The 25,886-nt window shown below is 64.3% G+C and carries 20 protein-coding genes; 8 read left to right on the top strand and 12 right to left on the bottom strand.

What is annotated here, in order from left to right; all coding sequences use genetic code 11:
* Nucleotides 1-50 precede the first annotated feature (50 nt).
* Both K7W03_RS08815 and K7W03_RS08810 read left to right on the top strand, forming a co-directional pair.
* The gene (locus K7W03_RS08815; RefSeq protein ID WP_222886082.1) at nucleotides 51-1,223 is read left to right on the top strand and encodes a carboxynorspermidine decarboxylase; all 1,173 of its coding nucleotides are present in this window, start codon (nucleotides 51-53) and stop codon (nucleotides 1,221-1,223) included.
* Between the two features lie 148 nt (nucleotides 1,224-1,371).
* On the top strand, nucleotides 1,372-2,565 hold the full coding sequence (locus K7W03_RS08810) for a type III PLP-dependent enzyme (RefSeq protein WP_222886081.1): 1,194 nt from the start codon (nucleotides 1,372-1,374) through the stop codon (nucleotides 2,563-2,565).
* A 75-nt stretch (nucleotides 2,566-2,640) separates the two neighbouring features.
* Here the strand turns inward: K7W03_RS08810 and K7W03_RS08805 are convergent, their stop codons facing one another.
* From K7W03_RS08805 to K7W03_RS08775, 7 genes are read right to left on the bottom strand one after another with little or no spacing between them, the layout of a single operon-like run.
* Nucleotides 2,641-3,846, bottom strand: a complete 1,206-nt coding sequence (locus K7W03_RS08805) for a class I SAM-dependent RNA methyltransferase (RefSeq protein ID WP_222886080.1) — start codon at nucleotides 3,844-3,846, stop codon at nucleotides 2,641-2,643.
* Entirely contained in the window at nucleotides 3,843-5,237 is a 1,395-nt protein-coding gene (locus tag K7W03_RS08800) for an NAD(P)H-hydrate dehydratase (protein WP_222886092.1), read from the bottom strand. The genes K7W03_RS08805 and K7W03_RS08800 overlap by 4 nt, the downstream gene beginning before the upstream one ends.
* The gene (locus tag K7W03_RS08795) at nucleotides 5,237-5,578 is read right to left on the bottom strand and encodes a hypothetical protein (protein ID WP_226869935.1); all 342 of its coding nucleotides are present in this window, start codon (nucleotides 5,576-5,578) and stop codon (nucleotides 5,237-5,239) included. Before K7W03_RS08795 ends, K7W03_RS08800 begins: the two co-directional genes overlap by 1 nt.
* Nucleotides 5,579-5,615: 37 nt before the next feature.
* On the bottom strand, nucleotides 5,616-6,332 hold the full coding sequence (locus tag K7W03_RS08790; RefSeq protein WP_222886079.1) for an N-formylglutamate amidohydrolase: 717 nt from the start codon (nucleotides 6,330-6,332) through the stop codon (nucleotides 5,616-5,618).
* Nucleotides 6,329-7,228, bottom strand: coding sequence for a 4-(cytidine 5'-diphospho)-2-C-methyl-D-erythritol kinase (locus K7W03_RS08785; RefSeq protein ID WP_222886078.1), 900 nt, complete (start codon nucleotides 7,226-7,228; stop codon nucleotides 6,329-6,331). Before K7W03_RS08785 ends, K7W03_RS08790 begins: the two co-directional genes overlap by 4 nt.
* Nucleotides 7,215-8,837, bottom strand: coding sequence for a tetratricopeptide repeat protein (locus K7W03_RS08780; RefSeq protein WP_222886077.1), 1,623 nt, complete (start codon nucleotides 8,835-8,837; stop codon nucleotides 7,215-7,217). Before K7W03_RS08780 ends, K7W03_RS08785 begins: the two co-directional genes overlap by 14 nt.
* A 31-nt stretch (nucleotides 8,838-8,868) precedes the next feature.
* Complete coding sequence (locus K7W03_RS08775; RefSeq protein WP_044662370.1) at nucleotides 8,869-10,521, bottom strand: electron transfer flavoprotein-ubiquinone oxidoreductase; 1,653 nt, start codon at nucleotides 10,519-10,521, stop codon at nucleotides 8,869-8,871.
* 128 nt (nucleotides 10,522-10,649) lie between these two features.
* Between K7W03_RS08775 and K7W03_RS08770 the strand changes: the two genes are divergently transcribed.
* The 3 genes from K7W03_RS08770 to moaB are packed head-to-tail and all read left to right on the top strand — an operon-like array spanning nucleotide 10,650 to nucleotide 13,689.
* Entirely contained in the window at nucleotides 10,650-11,366 is a 717-nt protein-coding gene (locus K7W03_RS08770) for a uracil-DNA glycosylase family protein (protein ID WP_226869933.1), read from the top strand.
* The gene (locus K7W03_RS08765) at nucleotides 11,363-13,162 is read left to right on the top strand and encodes a lytic transglycosylase domain-containing protein (protein WP_222886076.1); all 1,800 of its coding nucleotides are present in this window, start codon (nucleotides 11,363-11,365) and stop codon (nucleotides 13,160-13,162) included. The genes K7W03_RS08770 and K7W03_RS08765 overlap by 4 nt, the downstream gene beginning before the upstream one ends.
* Nucleotides 13,162-13,689: a molybdenum cofactor biosynthesis protein B gene (gene moaB / locus K7W03_RS08760; RefSeq protein WP_044662373.1), complete on the top strand. Its 528-nt coding sequence runs from the start codon at nucleotides 13,162-13,164 to the stop codon at nucleotides 13,687-13,689. Before K7W03_RS08765 ends, moaB begins: the two co-directional genes overlap by 1 nt.
* Before the next feature lie 22 nt (nucleotides 13,690-13,711).
* Here the strand turns inward: moaB and K7W03_RS08755 are convergent, their stop codons facing one another.
* Nucleotides 13,712-14,221 (bottom strand): YbjN domain-containing protein, encoded by a 510-nt coding sequence (locus K7W03_RS08755; RefSeq protein ID WP_226869931.1) that lies wholly within the window; start codon nucleotides 14,219-14,221, stop codon nucleotides 13,712-13,714.
* 80 nt (nucleotides 14,222-14,301) lie between these two features.
* Here K7W03_RS08755 and K7W03_RS08750 point away from each other — a divergent pair, with 80 nt between their 5' ends.
* Entirely contained in the window at nucleotides 14,302-15,369 is a 1,068-nt protein-coding gene (locus K7W03_RS08750) for a PA0069 family radical SAM protein (RefSeq protein ID WP_222886075.1), read from the top strand.
* Nucleotides 15,370-15,454: 85 nt separating this feature from the next.
* Here the strand turns inward: K7W03_RS08750 and dnaE are convergent, their stop codons facing one another.
* Nucleotides 15,455-18,991, bottom strand: coding sequence for a DNA polymerase III subunit alpha (dnaE, locus tag K7W03_RS08745; RefSeq protein WP_222886074.1), 3,537 nt, complete (start codon nucleotides 18,989-18,991; stop codon nucleotides 15,455-15,457).
* Between the two features lie 128 nt (nucleotides 18,992-19,119).
* Here dnaE and K7W03_RS08740 point away from each other — a divergent pair, with 128 nt between their 5' ends.
* Nucleotides 19,120-20,928 (top strand): diguanylate cyclase, encoded by a 1,809-nt coding sequence (locus K7W03_RS08740; protein ID WP_222886073.1) that lies wholly within the window; start codon nucleotides 19,120-19,122, stop codon nucleotides 20,926-20,928.
* On the opposite strand, the gene K7W03_RS08735 is transcribed toward K7W03_RS08740, so the two are convergent.
* Nucleotides 20,914-21,603, bottom strand: coding sequence for an ABC transporter ATP-binding protein (locus tag K7W03_RS08735; protein WP_048577091.1), 690 nt, complete (start codon nucleotides 21,601-21,603; stop codon nucleotides 20,914-20,916). The two genes, K7W03_RS08740 and K7W03_RS08735, sit on opposite strands and share 15 nt — an antisense overlap.
* Nucleotides 21,596-22,846 carry a lipoprotein-releasing ABC transporter permease subunit gene (locus tag K7W03_RS08730; RefSeq protein ID WP_044662378.1) on the bottom strand — a complete coding sequence of 417 codons (1,251 nt, stop codon included), beginning with the start codon at nucleotides 22,844-22,846 and terminating at the stop codon, nucleotides 21,596-21,598. The genes K7W03_RS08735 and K7W03_RS08730 overlap by 8 nt, the downstream gene beginning before the upstream one ends.
* A 538-nt stretch (nucleotides 22,847-23,384) precedes the next feature.
* Here K7W03_RS08730 and K7W03_RS08725 point away from each other — a divergent pair.
* Nucleotides 23,385-23,849: an Hsp20 family protein gene (locus K7W03_RS08725; protein WP_007685769.1), complete on the top strand. Its 465-nt coding sequence runs from the start codon at nucleotides 23,385-23,387 to the stop codon at nucleotides 23,847-23,849.
* Between the two features lie 54 nt (nucleotides 23,850-23,903).
* On the opposite strand, the gene K7W03_RS08720 is transcribed toward K7W03_RS08725, so the two are convergent.
* Nucleotides 23,904-25,832, bottom strand: coding sequence for a potassium transporter Kup (locus K7W03_RS08720; RefSeq protein ID WP_025547421.1), 1,929 nt, complete (start codon nucleotides 25,830-25,832; stop codon nucleotides 23,904-23,906).
* Nucleotides 25,833-25,886: the final 54 nt, after the last annotated feature.

Below are 25,886 nucleotides of genomic sequence, written 5' to 3'. Positions count from 1 at the left end.
CTTCAAAGTAAGCCGCACCTCAACAGGCTCAGGGCGGCGTGGATGAACCGATGGAAACCAAAGCCGGCGATCCCGCCGCCTTCGCCCATTTCGACCTGCGCCGCGTCCCTTCGCCCGCCTTCGTGGTGGACGAGGCCGCGGTGCGCCGCAACCTGTCGGTCCTGCGCGACATCCGCGACCGCGCGGGGATCAGGGTGCTGGGCGCGCTCAAGGCCTTCTCCATGTGGTCGCTTGGGGGCGTGATCGGCGAATATCTCGACGGCGTCTGCGCCTCCGGCATATATGAAGCGCGCCTCGGCCGGGAAGAATATCGCGGCGAAGTCGCCACCTATTGCGCCGCCTACAAGCCTGAAGATCTGGCCGAAATCCTCAGGATTTCAGACCATGTCATCTTCAACAGCCCCGGCCAGATCGCCCGCCTGCGCCCGGTCATCGACGATGCCCGGATGAACGGTGTGAACTTCGACATCGGCCTGCGCCTCAACCCCCTCCATGCGGAGGGCGAGGTGCCCAAATATGACCCGTCCCAACCGCACAGCCGCCTCGGCTTTCCCATCGACCAGCTGCGCCCCGAACATCTGGAGGGCGTCGACGGCCTCCACATCCACAATCTGTGCGAACAGGATTTCCTGCCGCTTCAGCGTACCTGGGCCGCCATCGAATCCCGCGTCATGCCCCATGTCGGCGGCATCAAATGGCTGAACTTCGGCGGCGGACATCATGTCACGCGCGCGGATTACCAGATCGACGACCTGATCGCCTTCCTCCGGGCGATAAAGGCGCAAACCGGCCTCGAACTCTATATCGAGCCGGGCGAGGCGATGGCGCTGGACGCGGGCATATTGGTCGGCGAAATCCTCGACGTGATCGACAACGGCATGCCCGTGGCGATCACCGACATCTCCGCCACCTGCCACATGCCCGACGTGATCGAGGCGCCCTACCGCCCGGCCATGCTGCATGAGGAAGCGGACGGCCCCGTCACCCGACTCGGCGGTCCATCCTGCCTCGCCGGGGACATCATAGGGGACTATCGAGTCCCCGGCGGCGCGACTCCGGGGCGGCGGATCGCCTTCCTCGATCAGGCCCATTATTCGATGGTAAAGACCAACACATTCAACGGCGTGCCGCTGCCGGCCATCTGGCTGTGGAACTCGGAAACCGACGAACTCAAGCAAATCCGCGAGTTTTCCTACCAGGATTTCAAGTCCCGTCTCTCCTGACGCACATTTCATAGCCGGCCGCGCAACAAAATTTACGCATGCGCTTTACAGGGGGACCCCTGCCGCATATATCGCCCTTCCGCTGCCCCATGGGACTTCCACCGCAAGGCAGCTTCTTTGCCAACGACTACCCTGGAGGTCCCTTGAGTTGCACAAGCATCATAGCGCGCTGGGGGTAGCGACCGCCCTCAAACCGGCAGCACCGGTAACGCTGATCCGTCCCCAGGCTGCGGCCCGGGCCGCCCGATTCTTCTCTGAGAAGTTTCCGGGGCGCTCGCTCTATGCAGTCAAGGCGAATCCGTCTCCCGATCTGATCCGCACCCTCTTCGCTTCCGGCATCACGCATTTCGACGTGGCGTCCATCGCGGAGGTGCGCCTGGTGGCGGAGACGCTGCAGGGCGAAGGCAAGCTTTGCTTCATGCACCCGGTCAAGGCCGAGGAAGCGATTGCAGAGGCCTATCACGTCCATGGCGTGCGCACCTTCTCGCTCGACACGCTGGACGAGCTGGCGAAGATCATGCGCGCCACGAATGATGCGACCGATCTTGAGCTGTGCGTGCGCCTGCGCGTTTCCTCCGAACATTCGGAACTCAGCCTTGCGTCCAAATTCGGCGCCGAACTGGGCGAGACCCGCGAACTGCTGATGGCGACCCGCCAGGCGGCCGATGCGCTGGGCATCTGCTTCCATGTCGGCAGCCAGGCGATGAGCCCGCAGGCCTATAGCGACGCCATCGAACGCGTGCGCGCGGCCATTGTCGATGCGGCGGTCACGGTCGACATCATCGATGTCGGCGGCGGCTTCCCGTCCATCTATCCGGGCATGGAGCCGGTCGCGCTCGAAAATTATTTCGACGCGATCCATCGCGGTTTCGAGAGCCTGCCGATCAGCTATTCGGCCGAACTATGGTGCGAGCCCGGCCGCGCCCTTTCCGCCGAATACAGTTCTGTCGTCGTGCGCGTCGAACGCCGCCGCGGCACGGAACTCTATATCAACGACGGCGCCTATGGCGCGCTGTTCGACGCGGCGCATATCGGCTGGCGCTTCCCTGTGGCCCTGCTGCGCGAGGAAGAGAGCGAGGCGGAACTGACCGGCTTCTCCTTCTATGGCCCCACCTGCGACGACATGGACCATATGGTCGGCCCCTTCATGCTGCCGGACGACGTGCAGGCGGGCGACTATATCGAAATCGGGATGCTCGGCGCCTATGGCGCCGCGATGCGCACCGGCTTCAACGGCTTCACATCCGAAGCCGTGGTGGAGGTGGAGGATGAGCCGATGGCCAGCCTCTATGTCGATGCGATTCCGGTCCGCCGTCGCGCAACTGTCATCAAGCTGGGGTAGAGGCTTGGGCCTCCCCCTTTGAGGAGAGGATGCAAGGCCCCTCGCCGCACTCCCCCGCGGCGAGGGGCTAATCTCTCAGCGCCGGAAGATGCCGACCAGTTCCACATGGGTGGACCAGCGGAACTGCCCCACCGGCCGAACCCGCTCCAGCCGATAGCCGCCGGCGATCAGATGCGCGGCATCCCGCGCGAAACTGGCAGGGTTGCACGAAATATAGGCGATCACCGGCACACGCGATGCGGCGAGCTGCATCACCTGCTCCCGCGCCCCTGCGCGCGGCGGATCGATGACAATCCCCGCGAACCGGTCAATCTCCGCAGGCGTCAGCGGTCGCCTGAACAGATCGCGATGATCCGCCACCATGCGCCGCCGCGCCTTATTCGCCGCCGATTTGAGGGAGAGGACAAGATCACGCGCCGCCTCCGCCGCATAGACGGGCCGCCCATCCCCCAAAGCCAGGGCGAATGTGCCAAGCCCGCAAAAGAGATCCGCAACGGCGCCCTCCGCGGGCATAGCGGCCCGCGCTTCGCGCACCAGCGCGGCTTCGCCATCGGGTGTCGCCTGAAGAAAAGCGAAGGGCGGAAAGGCAACCGGCACGCCGCCGAAGCGGACCGTGACCGGCTCCGGTTCCCACCGCGTCTGCGGACCCTCCCCTTCATCGATGGTCAGGCGAGCCAGCCCATGGTCCTGCGCAAAAGTTAGAAGCGCCTCGTCGGCGGCAAGCCCCTCGATCCGCACGCCCTCCAGCAAAAGATCGACGCCTTGATCGGTCAGCGACATGCGGACATGCGCGGCGCGCTTCTCGGGCAGGATGACCGCGCACAGGCTCCTCAGCGGCGCCACCAGCGCGAACAGCCGGGGATCGAGGATCTCGCACATCGCGAGGTCGACCAGCATATGGCTGCCCGATTCGGCAAAGCCGATGACGACCTTCCGCCCCTGTCTGCTTGCGCGCAGCGATGCACGGCGACGGACCTTCGGCGGCGAGATATGCGGCGGCAGAAGCATGCCGGGTTCCACGCCCTGCCCTGCCAGGGCTCCTGCAACGCGCGCCGTCACGAACTCCGCGTAGCTCGCATCGTCGATATGCTGCAACTCGCATCCGCCGCAGGTCGGAAAGTGAACGCATGGCGCGTCGACATGATGCGGCCCCCGCAATATGCCGCCGTCCGCCGCGATCCTGTCTCCAGGCGCGGTCAACGGAACATGGCGGCCAAGGGCGGTCACGCCATCGCCCTTCGCGGCGATGCGGACGATGATGTCGGTATCAGGGTCGGTCACAGGCGGGAGGCGATAGCCGCTGGCAGCTCCGCAAGCAAATCGTCCGCGATGAACGCCGCGCCCGCCCGCCTTGCCGCCTCTCCATGCAGCCACAGCGCTTCACATGCCGCCTGGAATCCGTCCCCCGTGACAGCGAGCCGAGCAGCGACCAGCCCCGCCAGAACATCGCCCGTCCCCGCCGTCGACAGCCAGGATGAACCCGGCGGCGAAAGGACAGCGCGCCCATCCGGCGAGGCGACAATGCTGTCGCTTCCCTTGTAGATCAGCGTCGCGCGCGTCCGTTTCGCCGCCTCCAGCGCCCGTTCCACCTTGCTGCCCGGTAGATTTCCGAACAGGCGGACAAATTCGCCTTCATGGGGCGTCAGGACCGAGCCCTGCGGAATGGCGTCCACCCCGTCTTTCCCCAGCAAGACCAGCGCATCGGCGTCCAGAACGAGCGGATGCCCGGCGGCAAGCGCGGCTTTCAACCGATCCGAAGCCTCGCTCCCACGTCCCAGGCCCGGCCCTACCAATATGGCCCTGAACCGATCGTCGTTCAGCGCACGTGCTACATCACCCGCCTTATCGGCCTGCTGCGTGACGATGGCGCCCGGCCCCATGTGCACCGAACCCTGCGCCAGGTGCCGAACCATGCCCGATCCCGCACGTGCCGCTGCCTGGCTGGCGAGCAGTCCGGCGCCCGCCATTTCGCCGCCCACCACGGCGACCAACCCCCGGCTATATTTATGCGCGTCGGGCGCCGGCGGATGCAATTGCGGCGGCGCCAGCCGGTGAATCTTCGCGCCGGATGCGTCAATGCCGATGTCGGCGCAAACCAGCCGCCGCCAGCATCCTGCGGCCGGTTGCAACATATGCGCCGGCTTTAGCGCACCCAGGGCAACACAGACGCCCATGACAGGCACATCGGAAAGCAATTCGCCCCTATCCGTCTGCACGCCGCTCGGCAGGTCCACGGCATAGCTGAAGCTCGCCTGTTCGGTAAGGGCGCGCAGCTTCGCCGCGATCGCCCCGTCCAGCCCACGAGAGAGGCCGGTCCCGAACAGCGCATCCACGATCTGCGTCGCCGGCGCCGCGTCCAGGAAAGCTTCGACGGGGCCACCCCATGCCTCCCGCGCCTTCATGCTGGAGTCCGTTCGGCTTTCGCCAAGGGCGGCGACGCGCACCGGCACGCTTCGCGCCCGAAGGAGCCGCGCGATCACGAAGCCGTCGCCGCCATTATTGCCGGGACCGCAGAGGACCAGCAAGTCACGCTTTCCACCTGCCCGCCAGATGATCTCCGCAGCGGCGGCCCCCGCGCGCTCCATCAGCATATATTCGGGGATGCCGGCTGCGATCACGGCCTGCTCCGCCCGCCGCATCTCGGCCGCCGTCAGGATCGCATGCATCCGCATCATTTCTTCCCTTCGGAGAAGCGGGCGGGAAGGCGATAGCGGTCCTGCCCGACGCTCAACGCGATTGCCCCCTTGCCGGCGACCTGAATACCGGCCTGTTCCGCCCCGTCCGCCGGCGCGATTCCGCGTCCGTCATGGACTATCCGGAAGCGCCGGAAGCCGCCGTCCGCATGGCGCACCGTCAGCATCTTCCCATCCCGCTCGACCGCACAATCCTCGCTCCACTCCGCGCCCGGTCCGATTGCGCAGAAAATCTTTTCCCGCCCTTTCCCCGCAAGTTCGCCGGACTCCGGGCGAGGGCTGCATCCCGTCAGCGCCAGACACAGAAGCGCATCTTGCATCAACGAGCGGGATTTCATCATTCCTTCCCGCTGCCCGTCATGCGAGCCGGCTCCGGCATTCGAGAACCACCGGAGCCAATATTGCGGCAAATCGCCTTTGCCCTTCCTCATCGCCGACCAGATCCTGCCGCATCTCTATGCCCAGATAGGGAATGCCGTTCCTCTCCGCGTGGCGGTTCATCGTGGCGTTCAGCACCTTGCCCGAATAGGGCAGTTGGTCACCCACCTTGAGCCCCGCCGCCTCCAACATGGGAATGGCGATCCGCGCTGCCCTGTCATCCTGGTTGTAGAGCACGCCGATGTCCCAGGGCCGCTTCTGATCGGGATCGCTGGCGAGGCGCGGCGTGAAGCTGTGGACGGACAGGATGAACGGCGAAGCCATGCCGTCCAGCAGCCGCGCGACATGATGATGATAGGGGTGGTGGAACCGCATCATCCGGTCGGCGAGGTCGGCATGGCGGTTTCCCGCAATGGCATGGCCATCGCTCATGACGGGCAGCAGGCCGGGTGCATCCTCTTCCCGGTTGAGGTCGATGACGAGGCGCGAAACGCCGCCGAGCACCGCCGTGCAGCCCAGTTGCCGCGCCAGCAGCGCGCTGACCTCCGCCACGCCGATGTCTATGGCGATATGATCGCTCAGCAAGGCGGCATCGATCCCAAGGTCGATGTCCGCCGGAACATGCGCCGAGGCATGATCGGCAATGATCAGGATGTTGAGGTCGCCTCCATCGATCTGCGTGAAAGCCTCGCTCATGCCGCCCTGATCCTCGTTTCCGCAACCCACCATCCGTTCCGACCAGCGCGCAAGACTGCCGCAGCCTCCGCCATCTGCCGATCCCTATCGAAGAGGGCGAAGCAGGTCGCGCCCGACCCGGACATGCGGACAAGGCGCGCTCCGGCGCAGGCTCCCAGCGCCGCCAGTACATCCGCGACGACCGGCGCTGCCGCCGTGGCGGCCTGCTCCAGGTCGTTGCGCCCCTCGCTGATCAACTGTTCCAGCCCCTCTGCCGCAAGCGGACCCCGGTCCAGTCGATCCCAAAGTCCGAAGACTTCCGCGGTCGACAGGGCGACGCCGGGATTGACGAGCAGGATCGGCATGGCGGTCAGGCCTTCGACAGCCTGGGGCTGCAATATCTCGCCGCGTCCACGCACCATTTGCGGGATGCTGCCGATGCAGGCGGGAACGTCCGATCCCAATGACAGGGCGATGCGCTCCAGAGCCTGCGGAGCCATCGGCGCATTCCAGAGCCTGGTCAGCAAACGCAGCGCAGCCGCGGCATCGGCGGAACCGCCGCCAATGCCCGAAGCGACGGGCAATATCTTGGTCAGCCTCAGATCGGCGCCGGGACTTCCCCCCAGATGGACCTGCAACGCGCGGGCGGCCTTCACCACCAGATTGTCCGGGCCGCCATCCAGCAAGGGACCGAACGGGCCGTCCATCTCCAGCCTGATTTCTCCGTCCGCGCGGATGCGGCCCGTCAGCCTGTCGCCCAACTCGGTGAAGACGAACAGGCTCTCCAGCGCATGATAGCCGTCTGCCCGCTTGCCCCGGACATGGAGCGCCAGATTGATCTTGGCAAAGGCGGTTTCGACCAGTTCGCCCGCGTCCACGGGGCGGGCGGCGACCTCCTCCGCTTCAACGTGCGGCATATTCCGGCTTCATCCCCTCTCTGGTCTTGGCGGCCAGTCGCTGCGCCGTCTCTCCCTCAGCAAAGACGGCCGCGGCGCGCCAGGCATAGCGCGCCTCATACCGTCGTCCGGCTGCCCAGAGCGCATCGCCCAGATGTTCGTTGATGGTCGCGTCTGAGGGCGCGCCCGCTGCTGCCCGCTCCAATATCGGTACGGCGGCATCGATGTCGCCGGTCACGAACTGCGCCCAGCCCAGGGAGTCGGTGATCGATGCATCCTGCGGCTTCAGCGCGCTCGCCTTCTTCAGCAATTCCAGCGCCGCATCCATGTTCTGCCGCCGCTCGATCTGCGCATAGCCCAGATAATTGAGTATGGCGGGTTCGTTCGGCGCCAGCTTGGCCGCCCGCTCCAGCACGGCCCGCGCCTCGTCCCATTGCGCGCCCTGTTCCAACGCGCTGCCTTCGAACAGCAGCAGCGCCCAGGGAACGGCATCGTCCGAATAGCCTGCCTGCGCCGCGCGGAAGGCCGATGCGGCCGCCCGGTAATCCTTTTCCTGCATCAGCAACTGACCCAGCCGGACATGGCGTTCGGGCTCCGCATTGGGGACGGCTGCGAGCGCATGGGCAAGGGAGATCGCCTCCGGCCGCTGGCCCGCCGCCGCCAATGCCTCGACCAGTTCGGCCTGCCCTAGCGCGCCGTACCAGCCGGCTCCGGGGACCTTGCGGGCTTCCTCGACCGCATAGGCCGCATAACCGCCCCGGCTCAGCAAATCGGCGGCGACGATGCGGGGCGCGGCCCCGGCAGGATCGGCAAAGGCGGCGATGCGCGCAAGCCTGATCCCCAGCGACCCCGTGCTGCCGTCCGAGGATATGTCGGCGGCCAGCCGGGTAAGCAGCCGGGCGAACCCCTGCCCCGCCGTCAGGGCCTTGCCATGGAACGAAAGCGCCTTGCCCCTGGCAACATCCTCGCGGGCCTGCGCGAAATTGGCGTGGGTTTCGGGCAGAAGCGCCAGCGCATCCGCCCTGGCGCCCCGCGCCGCCAATTGTCCGGCGAAGAGCAGCCGCAGTTCGTCCGCCTCCGCGGTCCGCAATGCAAGCGCCTGGTTGATCGATGGCCGGGCAGTCTGAAGGTCGCCGTTACGCAGCGCCTGCAGCGCCAGATGTTCGTCCAGATAACGTTTCGCGAGGGAGGCGAAACGATCCGTGGGGTCGATGACGGGCGCCGCATAGCGCCCCTCCCCCACCGAAATCCAGCTGCGCATGATCGGCGCCAGAAAGGCGAAATTGCCTTCCGCCACCATGCGGTCGACGATCAGCCTTGCACCTGCCCAATCCTTCCGGTTCAGCGCGTCCGCGATCTGGAGCAGGGTGCCGTCGCGCGGCAGGATGCCGTCGCTTTCCAGCACGGCGGCGGAGCGCAGCGCCAGCGCCATATCGCCGCTGATCACCGCCTGGAAATAGGATCGGCGGGCAACCTCCAGGCTGGCGGGATCGCCCGCCAGCGCTTGCCGGTAGCTGGTCAGCGCAAGGCCGGGAGCGCCGTCGTCATCGGCCAGGCGCCCCCGCATATAGGCATGCAATGCGCTGCCGGGGTCCACCGATGCGCCCGCCGCGGCGGGCAGCACCAGCATGATTGCAGCAAATGCCTGTTGAGGTAGGCGCCTACATGTTCGGATAGTTCGGTCCTCCACCGCCCTCGGGCACCACCCAGTTGATGTTCTGGGTCGGGTCCTTGATGTCGCACGTCTTGCAGTGGACGCAGTTCTGCGCATTGATCTGGAAGCGGGGTTCGCCTTCTTCCAGCCCGACCACTTCATAGACGCCCGCCGGACAATAGCGTTGCGCCGGCTCGTCATAAAGGGGCAGGTTGTAGGAAATCGGGATGGACGGGTCCTTGAGCTGGAGATGGACCGGCTGATCCTCCTCATGATTGGTGTTGCTGAGGAACACCGACGACAGCCGGTCGAAGCTGATCACGCCATCGGGCTTGGGATAATCGATCTTCCTCGACACGTCCTTGCGCCACAGCTTCTCCGCATCGGGCTTGTGCTTCATCGTGAAGGGCAGGCCGATCTTCAGCGTGCGCATCCACATGTCGATGCCCGCCAGCACCGTGCCGATGGTGTTGCCGAACTTCGACAGCAGCGGCTCGGCATTCTTGACCAGTTGCAGTTCGGTCGCGATCCAGCTCGACCGCAGATTGGCCTCATAATCGTCCAGCACATCGCTCGACCGTTCGGCCCGGATCGCAGCGAAGGCCGCCTCCGCCGCCAGCATGCCCGATTTCATCGCGGTATGCGTGCCCTTGATGCGGGGCACGTTGACGAAGCCCGCCGAGCAACCGATCAACGCGCCGCCCGGGAAGGCGAGCTTGGGGATCGACTGCCAGCCGCCCTCGTTGATCGCCCGCGCGCCATAGGAGACGCGACGGCCGCCCTCCAGATATTTGCGGATTTCCGGATGCTGCTTCCAGCGCTGGAATTCCTCGAACGGGTAGAGATAGGGGTTGCGATAGCCCAGCCCCACGACGAAGCCCAGCGCCACCTGCCCATTGGCCTGATGGTAGAGGAAGCCGCCCCCATAGGCGTCGGTCAGCGGCCAGCCCTGGGTATGGATGACGAGGCCGGGCTTGTGCTTGGCGGGATCGATGTCCCACAATTCCTTCATGCCCAGGCCATAGACCTGCGGCTCGCTGTCGGCATCGAGCGCGAACTGGCGCTTCAATATCTTGGTGAGATGGCCCCGCGCGCCCTCCGCAAAGAAGGTGTAGCGCGCATGCAGTTCCAGCCCAGGCTGATAGTCAGGCTTGCGATTGCCCTCCCGGTCGATACCCATGTCGCCGGTCGCGACGCCCTTCACCGACCCGTCCTCATTGTAGAGGATTTCCGCCGCCGCGAAGCCGGGGAAGATTTCGACGCCCAGCCCCTCGGCCTGTTCGGCCAGCCAGCGGCAGAGATTGCCCAGCGATCCGGTATAGGTGCCCTTGTTGTGCATCCAGCCCGGCGTCATGATGTGCGGCATACTCATCTTGCCGCCCTTGCTGAGGAACCAGTGCTGATTGTCCGTCACCGGCACTTCGGCCATCGGGCAGCCCATGTCGCGCCATTCGGGGAACAACTCATCCAGCGCCTTGGGATCGACCACCGCGCCCGACAGGATATGGGCGCCGATTTCCGAGCCCTTTTCCAGCACGCAAACCGACAATTCCTGCCCAGCCTCGTTCGCGAGTTGCTTCAGCCTGATGGCCGAAGACAGCCCCGCCGGTCCCCCGCCGACGATGACGATGTCATAGGGCATCGAATCCCGTTCGCTCATATTCCCTCCATTTCGTCGACGCCGCCGGTTTTCCTTCCTGATCCGGTCGCCGCGCTACCCAAACGTTTTGCCACTGAGCGCGATGAAGAAACTTGACCACGGCGTCAACCTCTGGCCCAAGACAATCGATGCGGGGATTATTGCAGGAAAATCTGGCGGAGACCGCCAATGCCTATATGGCGTGGTGGAGGCTGGCCGGCGTGGATTGCGCCATCGGCGAGGAACCGACCAACTGGTTGCGCCCCGTTCAGGAGCCGCCGCGAACGCGGATCGCCGCGCCCGACGATGCTCCCGCCCAGACTAAGCCCCAGTCTTTCGACTCCTTCCTGACCTGGCTTGCGGAGGACGCCGCCCAGCCGGAGCGACGCTGGCCGGGGGCCGCGCTCATGCCCGCAGGGCCCGTCAACGCACCTCTCATGGTCATCACCGACATGCCCGATCCCGCAGACATCGAGGCAGGAGCCCTGCTCAGCGAGCGCGCGGGTCAATTGTTCGATGCCATGTTGCGGACGATCGGCCTCAAGCGGCAGGACATCCATCTGGGGTCGCTCTTCCTGTCCCGTCCGCCGGGCGCGATGGTGGAGGCGTCGGATCTGGCGGCGGCCGCAGCGCGCATGCGCACACATGTGATGCTTGCCTCTCCACGAAGATTATTGTTGTTGGGCGACCGAACGATCCGCACCCTTCTGCCAACGCCGGAGACAGGTTTACGGAATTTTAACCATGATGGCGGCACCTTACCCGCCTTCGCCACATTTCACCCGCGTTTGCTGCTTGGCCAACCCGCAGCAAAGGCAGAATGTTGGCGTGTGCTGCAAGGTCTGATCGAGGAAATGACTGAGTGATTCGCGCAACCACCCTTTCATCATGCCTGGCAGCGCTGGCTTTCGCCGCGACGGCCATGCCGGCAAACGCCGACACGGCGGTTACTGTTCCCGCGATGGCCAGGGAATTGCCCTCATCGCCTCTCCAGCTGAGCGAGGCCGACAAGGGCCGGTACAGCGCCATTTACGCCGCCTTGCGGGACCAGAAATGGATGGATGCGAAGGCGATGATCGGCGCGCTGGACGCACAGGACGCTTTCCGCCCGGTCGCCCTGGCCGAACTCTACCTCGCAAGGAATTCCCCCAGGGTCGAGCTGTTCGAACTGCTCGACCTCATCAACAAGGCGCCATGGCTGGACAAGGCCGATCAGCTTTCGCGGCTGGCGCAGAAGCGTGGCGCCACGATCCTACCCGCCCTGCCCCAGGTGCAGAAGATGGTCTGGCTGGGTGGCGCGCCCCGCCGCGAATATGTGTCGGCGGTGAAGACCGATGCGCTGGCGCAAGCACTGGTCGGTCAAATCCAGCCCTTCATCAAGAATGACGATCCGGCCGGCGCCGAAGCCCTGCTTTCCACCGGTGAGGCTGGGCTGACGCCGGAGGGCCTGACCGAAGTGCGGCAGCGCATCGCCTGGGCCTATTATATCGAAAGCGACGACGCCAACGCCCGGCGCATGGCGGCGAAGGCCCTTGAAGGCCGCAGCGGCGGCGATTGGGCTGTGCAGGCCTATTGGACCACCGGCCTTGCGGCCTGGCGCCAGAATGACTGCCGGGCTGCTGCGCCTGCTTTCGGCAATGTCGCGGCGCTGGCCGGCAATAGCGACATGCGCGCGGCAGGCGCCTATTGGGCGGCGCGCGCCTATATGGTGTGCGGAGAACCGGAGCGGGTCGAAGCCCTGCTGAAGACCGCTGCGCGCTCGGAAGAGAGCTTCTACGGCCTGCTGGCCCGCGAAACGCTGGCCGTGCCCCTGGGCGGCGCGCCTGCCGCACCTCGCTTCGGCGCTACGGAATGGCAGCAGCTCAAGGACAGCCCTAATGTGCGGGCGGCCGTCACCCTGTCAGCCATTGGTGAAACGGCACGAGCGGACCAGATCCTGCGCTATCAGGCGAAGATCGGCGGGACCGGCCAATATGATGCGCTGATCCGGCTGGCGGGCGCGCTGAGCCTGCCGGAAACCCAGCTCTGGCTCGCTCATAACGGTCCTGCGGGCAAGCAGCCGGGCAGTTTCGCGCGCTTCCCCGCGCCCGATTGGCGGCCGGATGGTGGATGGCGGGTCGACCCGGCGCTGATCTATGCCCATGCGCTCCAGGAATCCGGTTTCCGCCGGGATGTCGTGAGCAGCGCAGGCGCCCGTGGACTGATGCAGGTGCTGCCCAGCACGGGCAGCCTGATGGGGCTTTCCGCGTCCGATCAACTGTTCGTGCCGTCGACCAATATGGAATATGGCCAGCGCTACCTCGAAAATCTGCGCGACATGGGCGCGACCGGCGGGCTGCTGCCCAAGGTGATGGCCGCCTATAATGCCGGGCCGATGCCCGTCGAGCGTTGGAACAGCGAAGTGAAGGACAATGGCGACCCGCTGCTGTTCATCGAATCCCTGCCCTATTACGAAACGCGCGCCTATGTGAACATCGTGATGCGCAACTATTGGATGTATCAGATCCAGGCGAAGGGCAGTGCGGAATCGCTGGCCGGCATGGCGCAGGGACTTTGGCCGACCTTTCCGGGAACGAAGGGCACGCGCCTGGTGCGCCTGGCCCCCAGGAAGCCGATGGCCAGCGCAAGCATTGCCGCCAGCATTGCCGGCGGTTCCGACTGATGCCGATCGACGAAGGCCGGCCCTTCCTGCCGGTTCGGATTGCATTGCTGACAGTGTCGGACAGCCGCACGGCCGCCGACGACAGGTCGGGCGACATTCTGGCGGATCGCATTGCCGCCGCCGGCCATGTCCTGGCCGATCGTCATATCGAGCGGGACGAACGCTCGGCCATCGTCGCGCGCCTGCATGGCTGGATCGACGATCCGCAGATCGACTGCATCATCACGACCGGCGGAACGGGAGTCACGGGCCGCGACGTCACCCCGGAGGCTCTGGCGCAGGTGCAGGACAAGGAAATTCCGGGCTTTGGAGAGTTGTTCCGCTGGCTCAGCTATCAAAGCATCGGCACGTCCACCATCCAGTCGCGGGCGACCGCCTGCGTCGCACGGGGCACCTATATCTTCGCGCTGCCTGGATCGACGGGCGCGGTGAAGGATGCCTGGGACGGCATCCTCGTCAGCCAACTCGACAATCGTTTCCGGCCCTGCAACTTCGTGGAACTCATGCCGCGCCTGACCGAACGCTGAGACATCGCCACAATTCGCACCCTCATTTGGTCGGCGCAGGGTTTTCCTTGAAGAATTTGCTGGCCTCGCCCAGCATGACCGTCCACCAGTCGATCACATCCGCGAAATTCTTCTGGTTAAGCCCGCCGACGGTCGTCACGTCATAGGCGACCGCCAGCGATCCGTCGTCCCAGACGGACATCTGCGCGAACCTCTTGTCCTTGTTCCATTTATTGGCAAGCTCCGGCGTATTGCCGCCGTCATCCTCAAAGCTCACCTGAAATTGCAGCGATCCGCAATGCCGCGTCTGCTCGCATTCATAGAAGAAGATCGAGTAATCATAGCCGCTCGCCGCGCTTTCGATCTTCGGATTGCCGGTTTGCTTGCTCTTGCCCAACAGCGCCCTGTATCCGGCGGCCTGAAGCGCCTGCACCACGGTTTGCGGATTGCTCGCGCATATCAGGCCCGCACCGCAAGCCCCAGTGTCGGCAGCCAGGCCGGGCGTTGCCAGAGCCATCCACAAGCCTGCCGCGGCGATGATCTTCCGCATCATGTCCCCCTTTTCGAATGGGCTTCAGATGAACCGGCGGATACGGCCTTGTCAACATGTTCCCTTTATGTTCTAATTAGGAGATGGCGGTTGAGAAAGGCAGAGGTGCGACGGTAAACGGCGAAAGCCGGCGTTTCAACATGCCCGAACGAACGGTCGACGGCGATTGGCTGGATGCCCTGACCGACATTGACGGCGTCCCGCCGCGGCGGCGTACGGAGGTGACCGTAGAACGCCCTCGAACCATCATCAGCCGCAACAACTCTCCCGACATTGCCTTCAGCCAGTCGATCAACGCCTATCGGGGCTGCGAACATGGCTGCATCTATTGCTTCGCCCGTCCGACCCATGCCTATCACGACCTGTCGCCGGGCCTGGATTTCGAAACCCGGCTGTTTGCGAAGCCCGACGCGGCAACGTTGCTTCGCAAGGAGCTTTCCAAGAAATCCCATCAGGTCAACCCGATTGCGATGGGCACCAATACCGATCCCTATCAGCCGATCGAACGGGATTGGAGGATCACCAGACAATGCCTTGAAATATTGTGGGAATGCCGTCATCCGGTCTATATCACGACCAAATCCGACCGGATATTGCGCGACATCGACCTGCTGACCTGCATGGCGCGGGAAAGGCTGGTCGCGGTGATGATTTCGGTGACCTCGCTGAATCCCGCCACGGCCAGAACGCTGGAACCGCGCGCGCCGCATCCGCTTCGCCGGGTGGAGGCGATCCGGCGGTTGGCGGATGCGGACATACCGGTCGTCGCCAGCATATCGCCCATCGTTCCCGCTATCACCGATCATGAGATAGAGGATATTGTCGCTCGCGTCGCATCGGCTGGCGCACGGGACGCCAGCTATATCCCCGTCCGCCTGCCCCATGAAGTCGCCCCGCTGTTCCGCGCCTGGCTGGAAGAACATTATCCCGACCGCGCGGCCAAGGTGATGGCAATCATCCATGACATAAGGGGCGGTCGCGACAATGACGCGAATTTCGGCAGCCGGATGCGCGGGCAGGGAGTATGGGCCGACCTGATCCGCACGCGCTTTCAAAAGGCACGGAAACGGGCGGGCTTCACTGGAGAACGGGTGACTCTGAGCACCGATCTGTTCCGAAGGCCGGAGGGTGACCAGATGAGCCTATTCTAGGGGTTCAGGCTCCAGATCGAGCTTCGGAACTGAGGTTCCTGCACATGGCGACGGTGAGGGCAAGCTGTCCTTGGCCGGAGGAAGCTCAACCCGCCACCAAGCGCAAGCCCGAACGCCGATTGCGTGCGCGATAGCCGTCCGCTTTGGCTTCCATCCGTTCGAACGACCCAATGCGCAGGCCGGCAATCGTCGCGATGCTGTCAACCTGGTCCGCACCGATCAGATAATCGTCGCCCAGGAACAGCCGCGCCGCCTTGCCTCCCCCCACGGGCGCACGCAGGAAGACTTCGCTCCGTCCTCCCTTCGCGCGCGCCAGAAGCTGCGCCAACGTCCCGATTGCGGCTGCATCGCTCACATCGACCACCAGTTCCATGCGGGAACTATTGGCCAATTGGCGGAAAGGCTCCACCCCGCGGACCGTCACCCGCGGCGTTTCTTCGCCCGGCAAGCGGTCCAGTTCAACCATCAGCAACGCGCAATCGCCTTCGCGCGCCATATCTTCGATAGCCTTGCAGGCATCCTCATCGAAGCAGCTTGCCTGAAACTGACCGCTGCTGTCGGAGAATGTTGCGGCGGCATAGCGCGCACCGCGCTTGGTTTCACGCCAGCGCACATCCTCGACCATGGCCGCCATCACGCCGGTGGCACGTCCGCCCTCCGCCACCGGTTCGGCGCAAATCGCGCCATAGCTTTTCGCGCCGCGCGCCTCTGCCAGATGGCGGTAGCGGTCCACCGGATGCGCGGAGAAATAGAAGCCGAAGGCATCCTTTTCCTGCGCCATGCGGTCCGCCGTCGACCAGGTCTGGTGCGGCGGGATGCGGACATCCGCATGCGGCGTTTCGACATCTCCGAACAGACCGCCCTGACCGCTTTCCCTTGCCTCCGCAGCGCTGGAGGCGACGCTGAGGATCGTTTCCGCCGCTGCATGGACGCCGGCCCGGTCGGCATGCACGCCGTCGAAGGCGCCAGCCGCCGCCAGGCTTTCCAATTGCCGCCGGTTGAGCAGACGCGGCTCGATCCGGTCGGCAAAATCGTCCAGCGACTTGAACGGGCCGCCAACCTCCCGCTCGGCCACAAGCTGTTCCATCGCCTTCTCGCCCACGCCTTTCAGCCCGCCCAGCGCATAGCGCACGGCAAAGCCCAGGCGCGGGTCGTCGCCTTCATATTCGACCGGTTCGACCGAAAAATCCGCCAGGCTGCGGTTGATGTCCGGCGCCAGGCAGCTCAGCCCCATGCGCCGCATGTCGTCCACGAACACGGTCAGCTTGTCCGTCAGGTGGATGTCGAAGGCCATGGACGCGGCATAGAATTCCGCCGGATAATGCGCCTTCAGCCAGGCAGTCTGATAGGCGAGCAGAGCATAGGCGGCGGCGTGCGACTTGTTGAAGCCATAGCCCGCGAACTTGTCGATCAAGTCGAACAGTTCGTTCGCCTTGCCCGCCGCGATGCCGCTGTTCGCGCACCCCTCGACGAAGCGGGCGCGTTGCGCATCCATCTCCGCCTTGATCTTCTTGCCCATGGCGCGGCGCAGAAGGTCGGCATCGCCCAGCGAATAGCCCGCCAATATCTGCGCGGCCTGCATCACCTGTTCCTGATAGACGAAGATGCCATAGGTCTCTTCCAAGATCGGTTTCAGCAATATATGTGGATATTCAATCTCTTCCTGACCGTTCTTGCGACGGCCGAACATCGGGATATTATCCATCGGCCCAGGGCGGTAGAGCGACACCAGCGCGATGATGTCCCCGAAATTGGTCGGACGCACGGCGGCCAGCGTCTTGCGCATGCCCTCCGATTCCAACTGGAACACGCCGACCGTATCGCCCCGCTGGAGCAGTTCATAGACCGCCGGATCGTCCCAGCCGAGCGAATTGAGGTCGACCTCCACCCCCCGGCCCGCAAGCAGTTGCACCGCCTTCTGCAAGACGGACAGCGTCTTGAGGCCAAGGAAGTCGAACTTCACCAGCCCCGCGCCCTCGACATATTTCATGTCGAACTGCGTCACCGGCATGTCGGAGCGCGGATCGCGATAGAGCGGCACCAGTTGCGACAGCGGCCTGTCGCCGATCACCACGCCCGCCGCATGGGTGGAGCTATGGCGCGGAAACCCCTCCAGCTTCATCGCATAGTCGATCAGCCGCCTGACCTGCGCGTCATTGTCATATTCCGCCCTGAACTCCGCCACGCCGTTCAGCGAGCGTTCCAGCGTCCAGGGATCGGTCGGATGGTTGGGCACCAGCTTGGCCAGGCGGTCGACCTGCCCATAGCTCATCTGCAGGACGCGGCCCGTGTCCTTCAGAACGGCGCGCGCCTTCAGCTTTCCGAAGGTGATGATCTGCGCGACATGGTCCGTGCCATATTTCTGCTGGACGTAGCGGATCACCTCGCCTCGCCGGGTTTCGCAGAAGTCGATGTCGAAGTCCGGCATGGAGACGCGTTCCGGATTCAGGAAGCGCTCGAACAGCAATCCCAGTTGCAGCGGGTCCAGATCGGTGATCGTCAGCGCCCAGGCGACGACCGATCCAGCGCCCGAACCGCGTCCCGGCCCCACCGGAATGTCATGATCCTTCGCCCATTTGATGAAGTCGGCCACGATCAGGAAGTAGCCCGGAAATCCCATCTGGATGATGATGTCGGTTTCGAACCGCAGCCGGTCGAAATAGGGCTTTCGCGCTTCCTCGTCGGTGATGCCGGCCTTGGCCAGCCGGGCTTCCAGCCCTGCCGTCGCCTGCTCGCGCAGCATCTTCGCCTCGCCCTCTATGTCCCCGGCCAGGCTGGGGAGGATGGGCTTGCGCTTGGGGGCGGCAATGGCGCAGCGCTGGGCGACCACCAGCGTATTGGCGAGCGCTTCGGGCAAATCCTCGAACAGTCGCCTCATCTCCGCCGCCGGTTTCATCCAGGCGTCCGGCGAACTGGTGCGACGGTCGGGCGTCTCGACATAGGCGCTGTCGGCAATGCAGAGCATCACGTCATGCGCTTCGTGAAAATGCGGCTCGGCAAAGCAGGTCGGGTTGGTCGCCACCAGAGGCAGGTCGCGGGCATAGGCAAGATCGAGCAGTTCCGGTTCCGCCTTCCCTTCGATGGGGTCGAAACGGCGGCAGATTTCGATATAGAGCCTTCCGGGAAACAGCGCTTCCAGCCGACTGGCATAGGCCAGCGCAGCAGCAGGCTGATCCTCGGCGAAGAGCCGCGCCAGCGCGCCTTCCCCTCCGGCGGTCAAGGCGATCAGGCCATCGGTCCGCCCCTCCAGCATGTTTAGGCTGATATGCGGCACCTCTTCGACGGGCCTGTCGAGATGCGCCATGGATACCAGCGCACAGAGATTGTCATAGCCGGCCGCATCCTGCGCATAGAGGGCGATCCAGTCGTGCACGGGCGCCGCATTGGCCGGCCGGTCTGGGCGCGAAACGCCGATCATCGCGCCGATGATCGGCTGCACCCCCTCCCCCTTGCAGGCGTCGGAAAAGGCCATGGAGCCATACAGGCCGTTACGGTCGGTGATGGCCGCGGCGGGAAAGCCCAGAGCCCTGGCCTGCTTCGCGATCTTCTTGGGGTCGATCGCCCCCTCCAGCATGGTGAAGGATGAAAAGACGCGAAGGGGGACGAAACCGGCATGAGGCATGACCTCATCTAGGCATTCCCACCGATTCGGCGCCAGCCCCCGGACGCAGAAAGTCGTGGGTAAAATTGCGCCGTCACTGGCCGATGGTTAACACATCTCCAACTATTGAGTTCTAGCCTGAGCGGATCATGCGTCTATCCACCATCACCAACTATGCCTATGGCGCCACCGTGGCCCTTACCCTCGCTTCGGGGGCGGTCATGCTGATGGCCTCCAGCGCCGAAGAAAAGGAGCGGGCCGCCGTCGAGCAGCGGGCCGTGTTCGACCAGATGACCGCCACGCTGGAGGAAGACACCTATCGGCTGACCGAGCAGGCGCGCGCCTATGTGATTACGGGCGATCCGTCGCATATCATCGCCTATCGGCGGGAGAAGGCGGCGCTCCGCTCTGTCGAGCAGCGTATCCTGCATCTGCGCGACCGGGGAGCAAGCATCAGCGAACTGGCGGCGTTGCGGCAGGGGTTGCACTGGGCCGACGCGCTGACCGATGAGCAGGAAGCCGCCATCAACGCCGCCGAAAAGGGAGACCGGGAGACCGCGCGCACCATAGTCTTCGGGGACGAATATGGCCGGGAACTCGATCGCGTCGCCGCCCAGATCGGCAAATTCCAGTATATGCTGGACCAGCGGGCCGAAAACACCGTCCAGCAGGCGACCGAAGCGGCCCGGCAGTGGCGCATCATGTCGGAAATCATGCTGGGTGCTACCGCCCTGCTGTTCCTGTGCGTGCTCTACTTCATCCTGAAGCAGCGCATATTGCGTCCGGTGGTGAGGCTGAGCGATGTCGTGACGCGCCTCGCCGCGCAGGATTACGCCGCTGTGCCGCCCGACTTTCCCCAGGTGGACGAGATTGGCGACATGGCGCAGGCCATCCGCATTTTCCGGGAAAACGGCCTGGAAAGGCAAAGGCTGGAGCAGGAACGCGATGCGGACCGGATCACGCGCGACCAGCTTTCCCGCATGACGCAACGCCTGCAGGGATGCGACAGCACCAGCGACCTGGTCGAGGTCGTCCGGCGTTTCGCGCCTGAGATCGCGCCGGGTTTTGCCGGGCGGCTCTACATTCACGACACGCGCCGCAACATGATGGTGCAGGCCTGCGACTGGCTGTCGCCCCGGCAGTCGGGCGGCGATTTTACGCCCGCCGCCTGTTGGGCGCTGCGGCGGGGGCAGATTCACAAGCCGGCCGGCGATCTGGTCGACATTCCCTGCGAGCATCTGACGGGAAATGCGCAGGTCCGCACCATCTGCATACCGCTGACGGCGCAGGGGGAGAGCATCGGCCTGCTCTATGTCGAGCAGCCCGAGGATCGTACCGCCGACCAGATCGGCCGCACCGAGAAATATCTGGAGATGCTGGCGGAAAATATCGGCCTGGCTCTTGCCAATCTGCGGCTGCGCGATGCGTTGCGGCAGATGGCCATGGCCGATCCGCTGACCGGGCTGGCCAATCGTCGCCGCTTCGATGCGGTGTTCAACGAACAGGTGGCCCATGCCGAAAGCGCCCTGACGCCGCTGGCCTGCCTGATGGTCGACATCGATCATTTCAAGCGGTTCAACGACGCCCATGGCCATGATGCGGGCGATGCCGTGCTGCGCGCCGTGGGCGGCGTGCTGGACGAAGCGTTGCGGGAAAAGGATTGCGCTTTCCGTCTGGGCGGGGAGGAGTTCGTGCTGTTGATGCCCGGCTTCGCGCAGGACCAGGCCATCGACCGCGCCATTCAGGTGCAGCAGAAATTGCAGGAACTGCGAGTCGAGCATCGGGGCGAAGAACTGGGGCCGATCACAGCCTCCTTTGGCCTTGCCGTCTTCCCCGACCATGGCAGGGCGGAAACACTGGTCCGGACGGCGGATGCCGCGCTGCTTCGGGCGAAGAATCAGGGACGGAACCAGATCGTCATCGCGACGGTCCGGGATGCGGCGTCACATTCCGCCTGAACTTTCCTCCAGCAGCCCTTCGTGAAGGCGGACAACCCGGTCCATCTTCTCCGCCAGTCTTTCATTATGCGTCGCCACCAGCGCGGCGGAACCTTCCTCGCGCACCAGCCGCAGGAATTCGGCCAGCACGACGTCGGCGGTCCGCTCGTCCAGATTGCCGGTGGGCTCGTCCGCAAGGACCAGCGCAGGCTGGTTGGCGAGCGCCCGCGCCACGGCCACGCGCTGCTGCTCGCCGCCGGAAAGCTGGCTGGGCCGATGTTCCAGCCGATGGCCAAGCCCCAATGACCCGAGCAGGGATTCGGCGCGAGCGCGGGCCGTTGCCATCTCCGCATCGCGGATCACCTGCGGCAGGATGACATTCTCCACCGCATTGAAGTCGGGAAGCAGATGGTGGAACTGATAGACGAAGCCCAGCGCATCCCTGCGAAGCCGCGTCCGTCCGTCATTGTCGAGCTTCGCCGCTTCCTCGCCCGCGATGCGGATCGATCCGTCGAAGCCGCCCTCCAACAGTCCTACCGCCTGGAGCAGCGTCGATTTCCCCGATCCCGACGGACCGAGCAACGCCACAATCTCTCCCGGCGCCACCGACAACTCGACACCGCGCAACACCTCTATGGTGACGCCACCCTGGGTGAAGCTGCGCTTGAGGCCTGCGACCTTCAATATCTCATTCATAACGCAGCACCTGCACGGGATCGGTATTGGCGGCCTTGAACGCGGGATAGAGCGTCGCCAGGAAGCTGAAGATCAACGCCATCAGGCAGATGATGGCGATCTCCACCGGATCGGGCTTGGCCGGCAATTCGGTAAGGAAGCGGATCGAGGGGTCCCAGAGATTCTGCCCGGTCATGAACTGGATCGCGTTCACCACGCTCTGACGGAAGAACAGGAAGGTGAAGCCCAGCACCATGCCCGCCGCCATGCCCAACGCGCCGATCGTCACGCCCACGGTCATGAATATCTTCACCAGCCCGGCCCGGCTCGCACCCATGGTCCGCAGGATGGCGATGTCGCGCGTCTTCGCGCGCACCAGCATGATGAGCGAGGAGAGGATGTTGAAAACCGCCACCAGCACGATGATCGACAGCACGACGAACATGGCGACGCGCTCGACCGCCAGCGCCTCGAACAGCGAGGCATTCATCTGCCGCCAGTCGGTGACGATAGCGCGGCCCGCGACCTTGCCGGCCAAGGGTTCCAATATGGCGGCCACCTGGTCGGCGTTGACGGTCTCCACCTCGATCATGCTGACGACGTCGCCCAACAGCAGCAATGTCTGCGCGTCCTCCACCGGCATGACGACGAAGGCCTTGTCATAATCGTAGATGCCGACCTCGAAAATGGCGGCCACTTGATAGGATACCTGCCGCGGCACCGTGCCGAAGGGCGTCGAACGGCCCGCCGGATTGATGATGGTAAGGCTGTCGCCCAACTGGATGCCCAGATTTTCCGCCAGCCGCGACCCTATCGCCACCTTGCCGCCATTGGGGGTCAGCGCGCTCAGGCTGCCGGCCACGACCTTCGCCTTCAGCGTTGCATTGTTGCGGATGTCGTTCACGGTCATGCCGCGCACCAGCACCGCTTCCACCCGCCCCTGAAAGCTGCCCAGCAGGGGCTGCTCGATCAATGGCGTGGCGCTGGTCACGCCGGGCGTCGCCTTCGCCTCCCTCAACACCGCCTTCCAGTCCGGCAGGCGTCCGCCATAGCCCTGGACGACGGCATGACCGTTAAGGCCCACGATCTTGTCGAACAGTTCGGCGCGAAAGCCGTTCATCACGCTCATCACGATGATCAGCGCCGCCACCCCCAGCATCACGGCGGCCAGGCTGATGCCGGCAACCAGGAATATGAACCCCTCCCCCTTGCCGGGCAGCAGGTAACGCTTGGCAATCATGCGTTCGTATCGGGATAGAATCATGACGGCGCGAATGGCCTCTCGATTGGACAGGCAGCCCGTCTAGCATGCTATCGACCGACGGCAAGCATTGCCGGATTGTTGCACCGGAGCCACAGCCTCGCGGGGAAAATCACAAGGCTGGGAAATAGCCCGTGACAGCGGCCTGCTCTATACATAGCACAGGCGACGAAGCACAGGTAAATGGCCGTGGTTCAGGGATACTGCATCCCGCTTCGAGCTTAGGGGGCTGAGAAGCGGTTGAGGCAGGCCAAGGGGGAGACGAGCAATCGTCCATTAGTACCCGGGTCGTGGAAACACGGCCCGGGTACTTTTCTTTTCGGGCTTGAACGACCAGCCATTGGGCCGCCTCCGGGCATGTGAACAAGGCTGCGCATGGCGCCCGCCACGCATCCAAAATCCCGCCGCCAGACCACTTGAAACGCTTTTCCATCGAACCATATCAAAGCCGTCCAGCCGCCATATGGGGTTGGGCATGGTACCGCCGGATGCCTTGTTCTGGGTCCGGCATGTTCATTTTGCTCTTTGGGAGATTATGACAATGCGTGGTTTTGACCTTACCCCCTATCGCCGCTCGACCGTGGGCTTCGATCGTCTCTTCGACCTGATCGAGAACAACGCCCGGTTGCAGCAAGGCGACAATTATCCCCCGTTCAACATCGAACGGATTTCCGAAGATCGCTATCGCGTCACGCTGGCCGTCGCGGGCTTCCGGACGGACGAGATCGACATCACTGCCCAGCAGAACCTGCTCCAGGTCACCGGGCGCAAGGAAGAATCGCAGGGCGGCGACCGCTCTCGCTTCCTGCATGTCGGCATCGCCAACCGCAGCTTCGAACGCCGCTTCGAACTCGCCGATTTCGTACGGGTCGAAAAGGCCGACCTGGCCGATGGTCTGCTGACGATCGAACTGGTGCGTGAGGTTCCGGAGGCGATGAAGCCGAAGAAGATCGCGATCAACGGCGGTCAGCTCGTCGAGATCAATGCCGATCGCGACGCGGCCTGATCCGCTTGGATGGAAGATGGGGCGCGGCGGTCCTGCCGCGCCCTTTTATATGGATCAGATCTCGACCTGGCTGCCCAGTTCGACCACGCGATTGGTCGGCAGCCGGAAGAATTCCATTGCACTTTCCGCATTGCGCAGCATCCAGGCGAAAATCTTCTCCCGCCACAGCGGCATCCCCGGCTTGGCCGACGGCAGCAGCGTCTGCCGGGCTAGGAAGAAGCTGGTGTCCATCATCCTGAACGCCTGACCGCAACCAGTCACATTCTTCAGCGCGGCGGGGACGTCCGGTTCCTGCATGAAGCCATATTGCAGCACCAGCCGGAAGAATCCGCGGCCCAGATCCTCCAGCTTGAAGCGCCCGTCATCTTCTACAACCGGCACATCCTTGATCTTGACGGTCAAGAGGATGACGCGCTCATGCAACACCTTGTTGTGCTTGAGATTATGCAGCAGCGCATGGGGAACGCCATCGGGCGTGGAGGTCATGAAAACCGCCGTACCGGGCACCCGAACCGCGCTGTTCGCGGCGGACGCGACGAAGACGGGAATCGGCATGGCCGCTTCGCGCAGCCGGTCCTGAACCAGACGGCGCCCGCGCGACCAGGTGGTGAGCAGGGTGAAGATCACGAAGCCGATCAGCAGCGGGAACCAGCCGCCATCGGGCACCTTGGTGAAATTGGCGGCCAGATAGGCGCCGTCCACCAGGAACAGCACCGACAGCAGCGGCGCCGAATAATACCAGCGCCATTTCCATAGCCGGTAGAGCAGCACCGTCAGCAACACATTGTCGATGAACATCGCGCCCGTGACGGCGATGCCATAGGCGGCCGTGAGGTTCGACGAGGTCTGGAACACCAGCACCAACAGGATCACCATGACCATCAGCCCCCAGTTGATGAGGGGGATGTAGATCTGGCCGGCCGTCGACGCGCTGGTATGCGCAATCCGCAGGCGCGGCATGAAGCCGAGCTGTATCGCCTGCTGCGTGACAGAAAAAGCGCCGGAGATCACCGCCTGGCTGGCGATGATCGCGGCCAGCGTGGCCAGCCCGACCAGCGGCAATTGCGCCCATTGCGGGGCCAGATAATAAAAGGGGCTGTGAAGGGCGGCCGCGCCCTCCCGGAACAGCAGCGCGCCCTGCCCCATATAGTTCATCATCAAGGCGGGCAGGACGAAGGTCAACCAGGACACGCGGATCGGGCTGCGTCCGAAATGCCCCATATCGGCGTAGAGCGCTTCCGCGCCCGTAACGGCCAGCACGACCGCGCCCAGGGCGAGGAATGCCGGCAGCGGATCGGTGACGAAGAACATGACCGCCCAATAGGGATTGAAGGCGTGGAGGATGCCCGGCGTCTTGACGATGCTGATGATGCCCAGAACCGCGATGGTCAGGAAATAGAACAGCATGATCGGGCCGAACAGCGATGCGACCCGGTTGGTCCCCAGTCCCTGTATCCAGAACAGGCCGAGCAGGATGACGATCGCGGCCGGCAGGATCAGCGGCGCAAGGCTGCTGTTGTAGACCGCCAGTCCCTCGACCGCCGACAGCACCGACACGGCGGGCGTGATCATCGAGTCGCCGTAGAAAAGGGACGTCGCGAACACCCCGAGCAGGACGATGCCGCGCGACCATCGCTGCGTCCTGGTCTGGCCGTTGATCAGGGCGAGCAGGGCGAGACTGCCTCCCTCCCCCTTGTTGTCCGCACGCATGATGACGGTGACATATTTCAGCGTCACGACCAGCATCATCGACCAGAACATCAGGCTGATGACGCCCAATATATGATCCGGATCGAGGTCCAGATGATGATGCCCGGCGAATGTTTCGCGGAAGGCATAAAGCGGGCTGGTGCCGATGTCCCCGAAGACGATGCCGATCGCACCGACGACCAGCTTCAGCGTGGCCTTCTGTCCGGCATGACCGTGATCATGGGCGCCCTCGTCATCGACGCGCACGGCGCCGTTGGTGATCTCGTCAGCCATGAAGAAAATGCCGAATTGTCATGATCTTTGGACACCCGAACGGGGAAGCGGCCC

Origin of the sequence: Sphingobium sp. PNB (assembly GCF_019873065.1) — a bacterium.
In the GTDB taxonomy this organism is placed as follows: domain Bacteria; phylum Pseudomonadota; class Alphaproteobacteria; order Sphingomonadales; family Sphingomonadaceae; genus Sphingobium; species Sphingobium fuliginis.
This window is presented reverse-complemented; position numbering and strand designations above follow the sequence as displayed.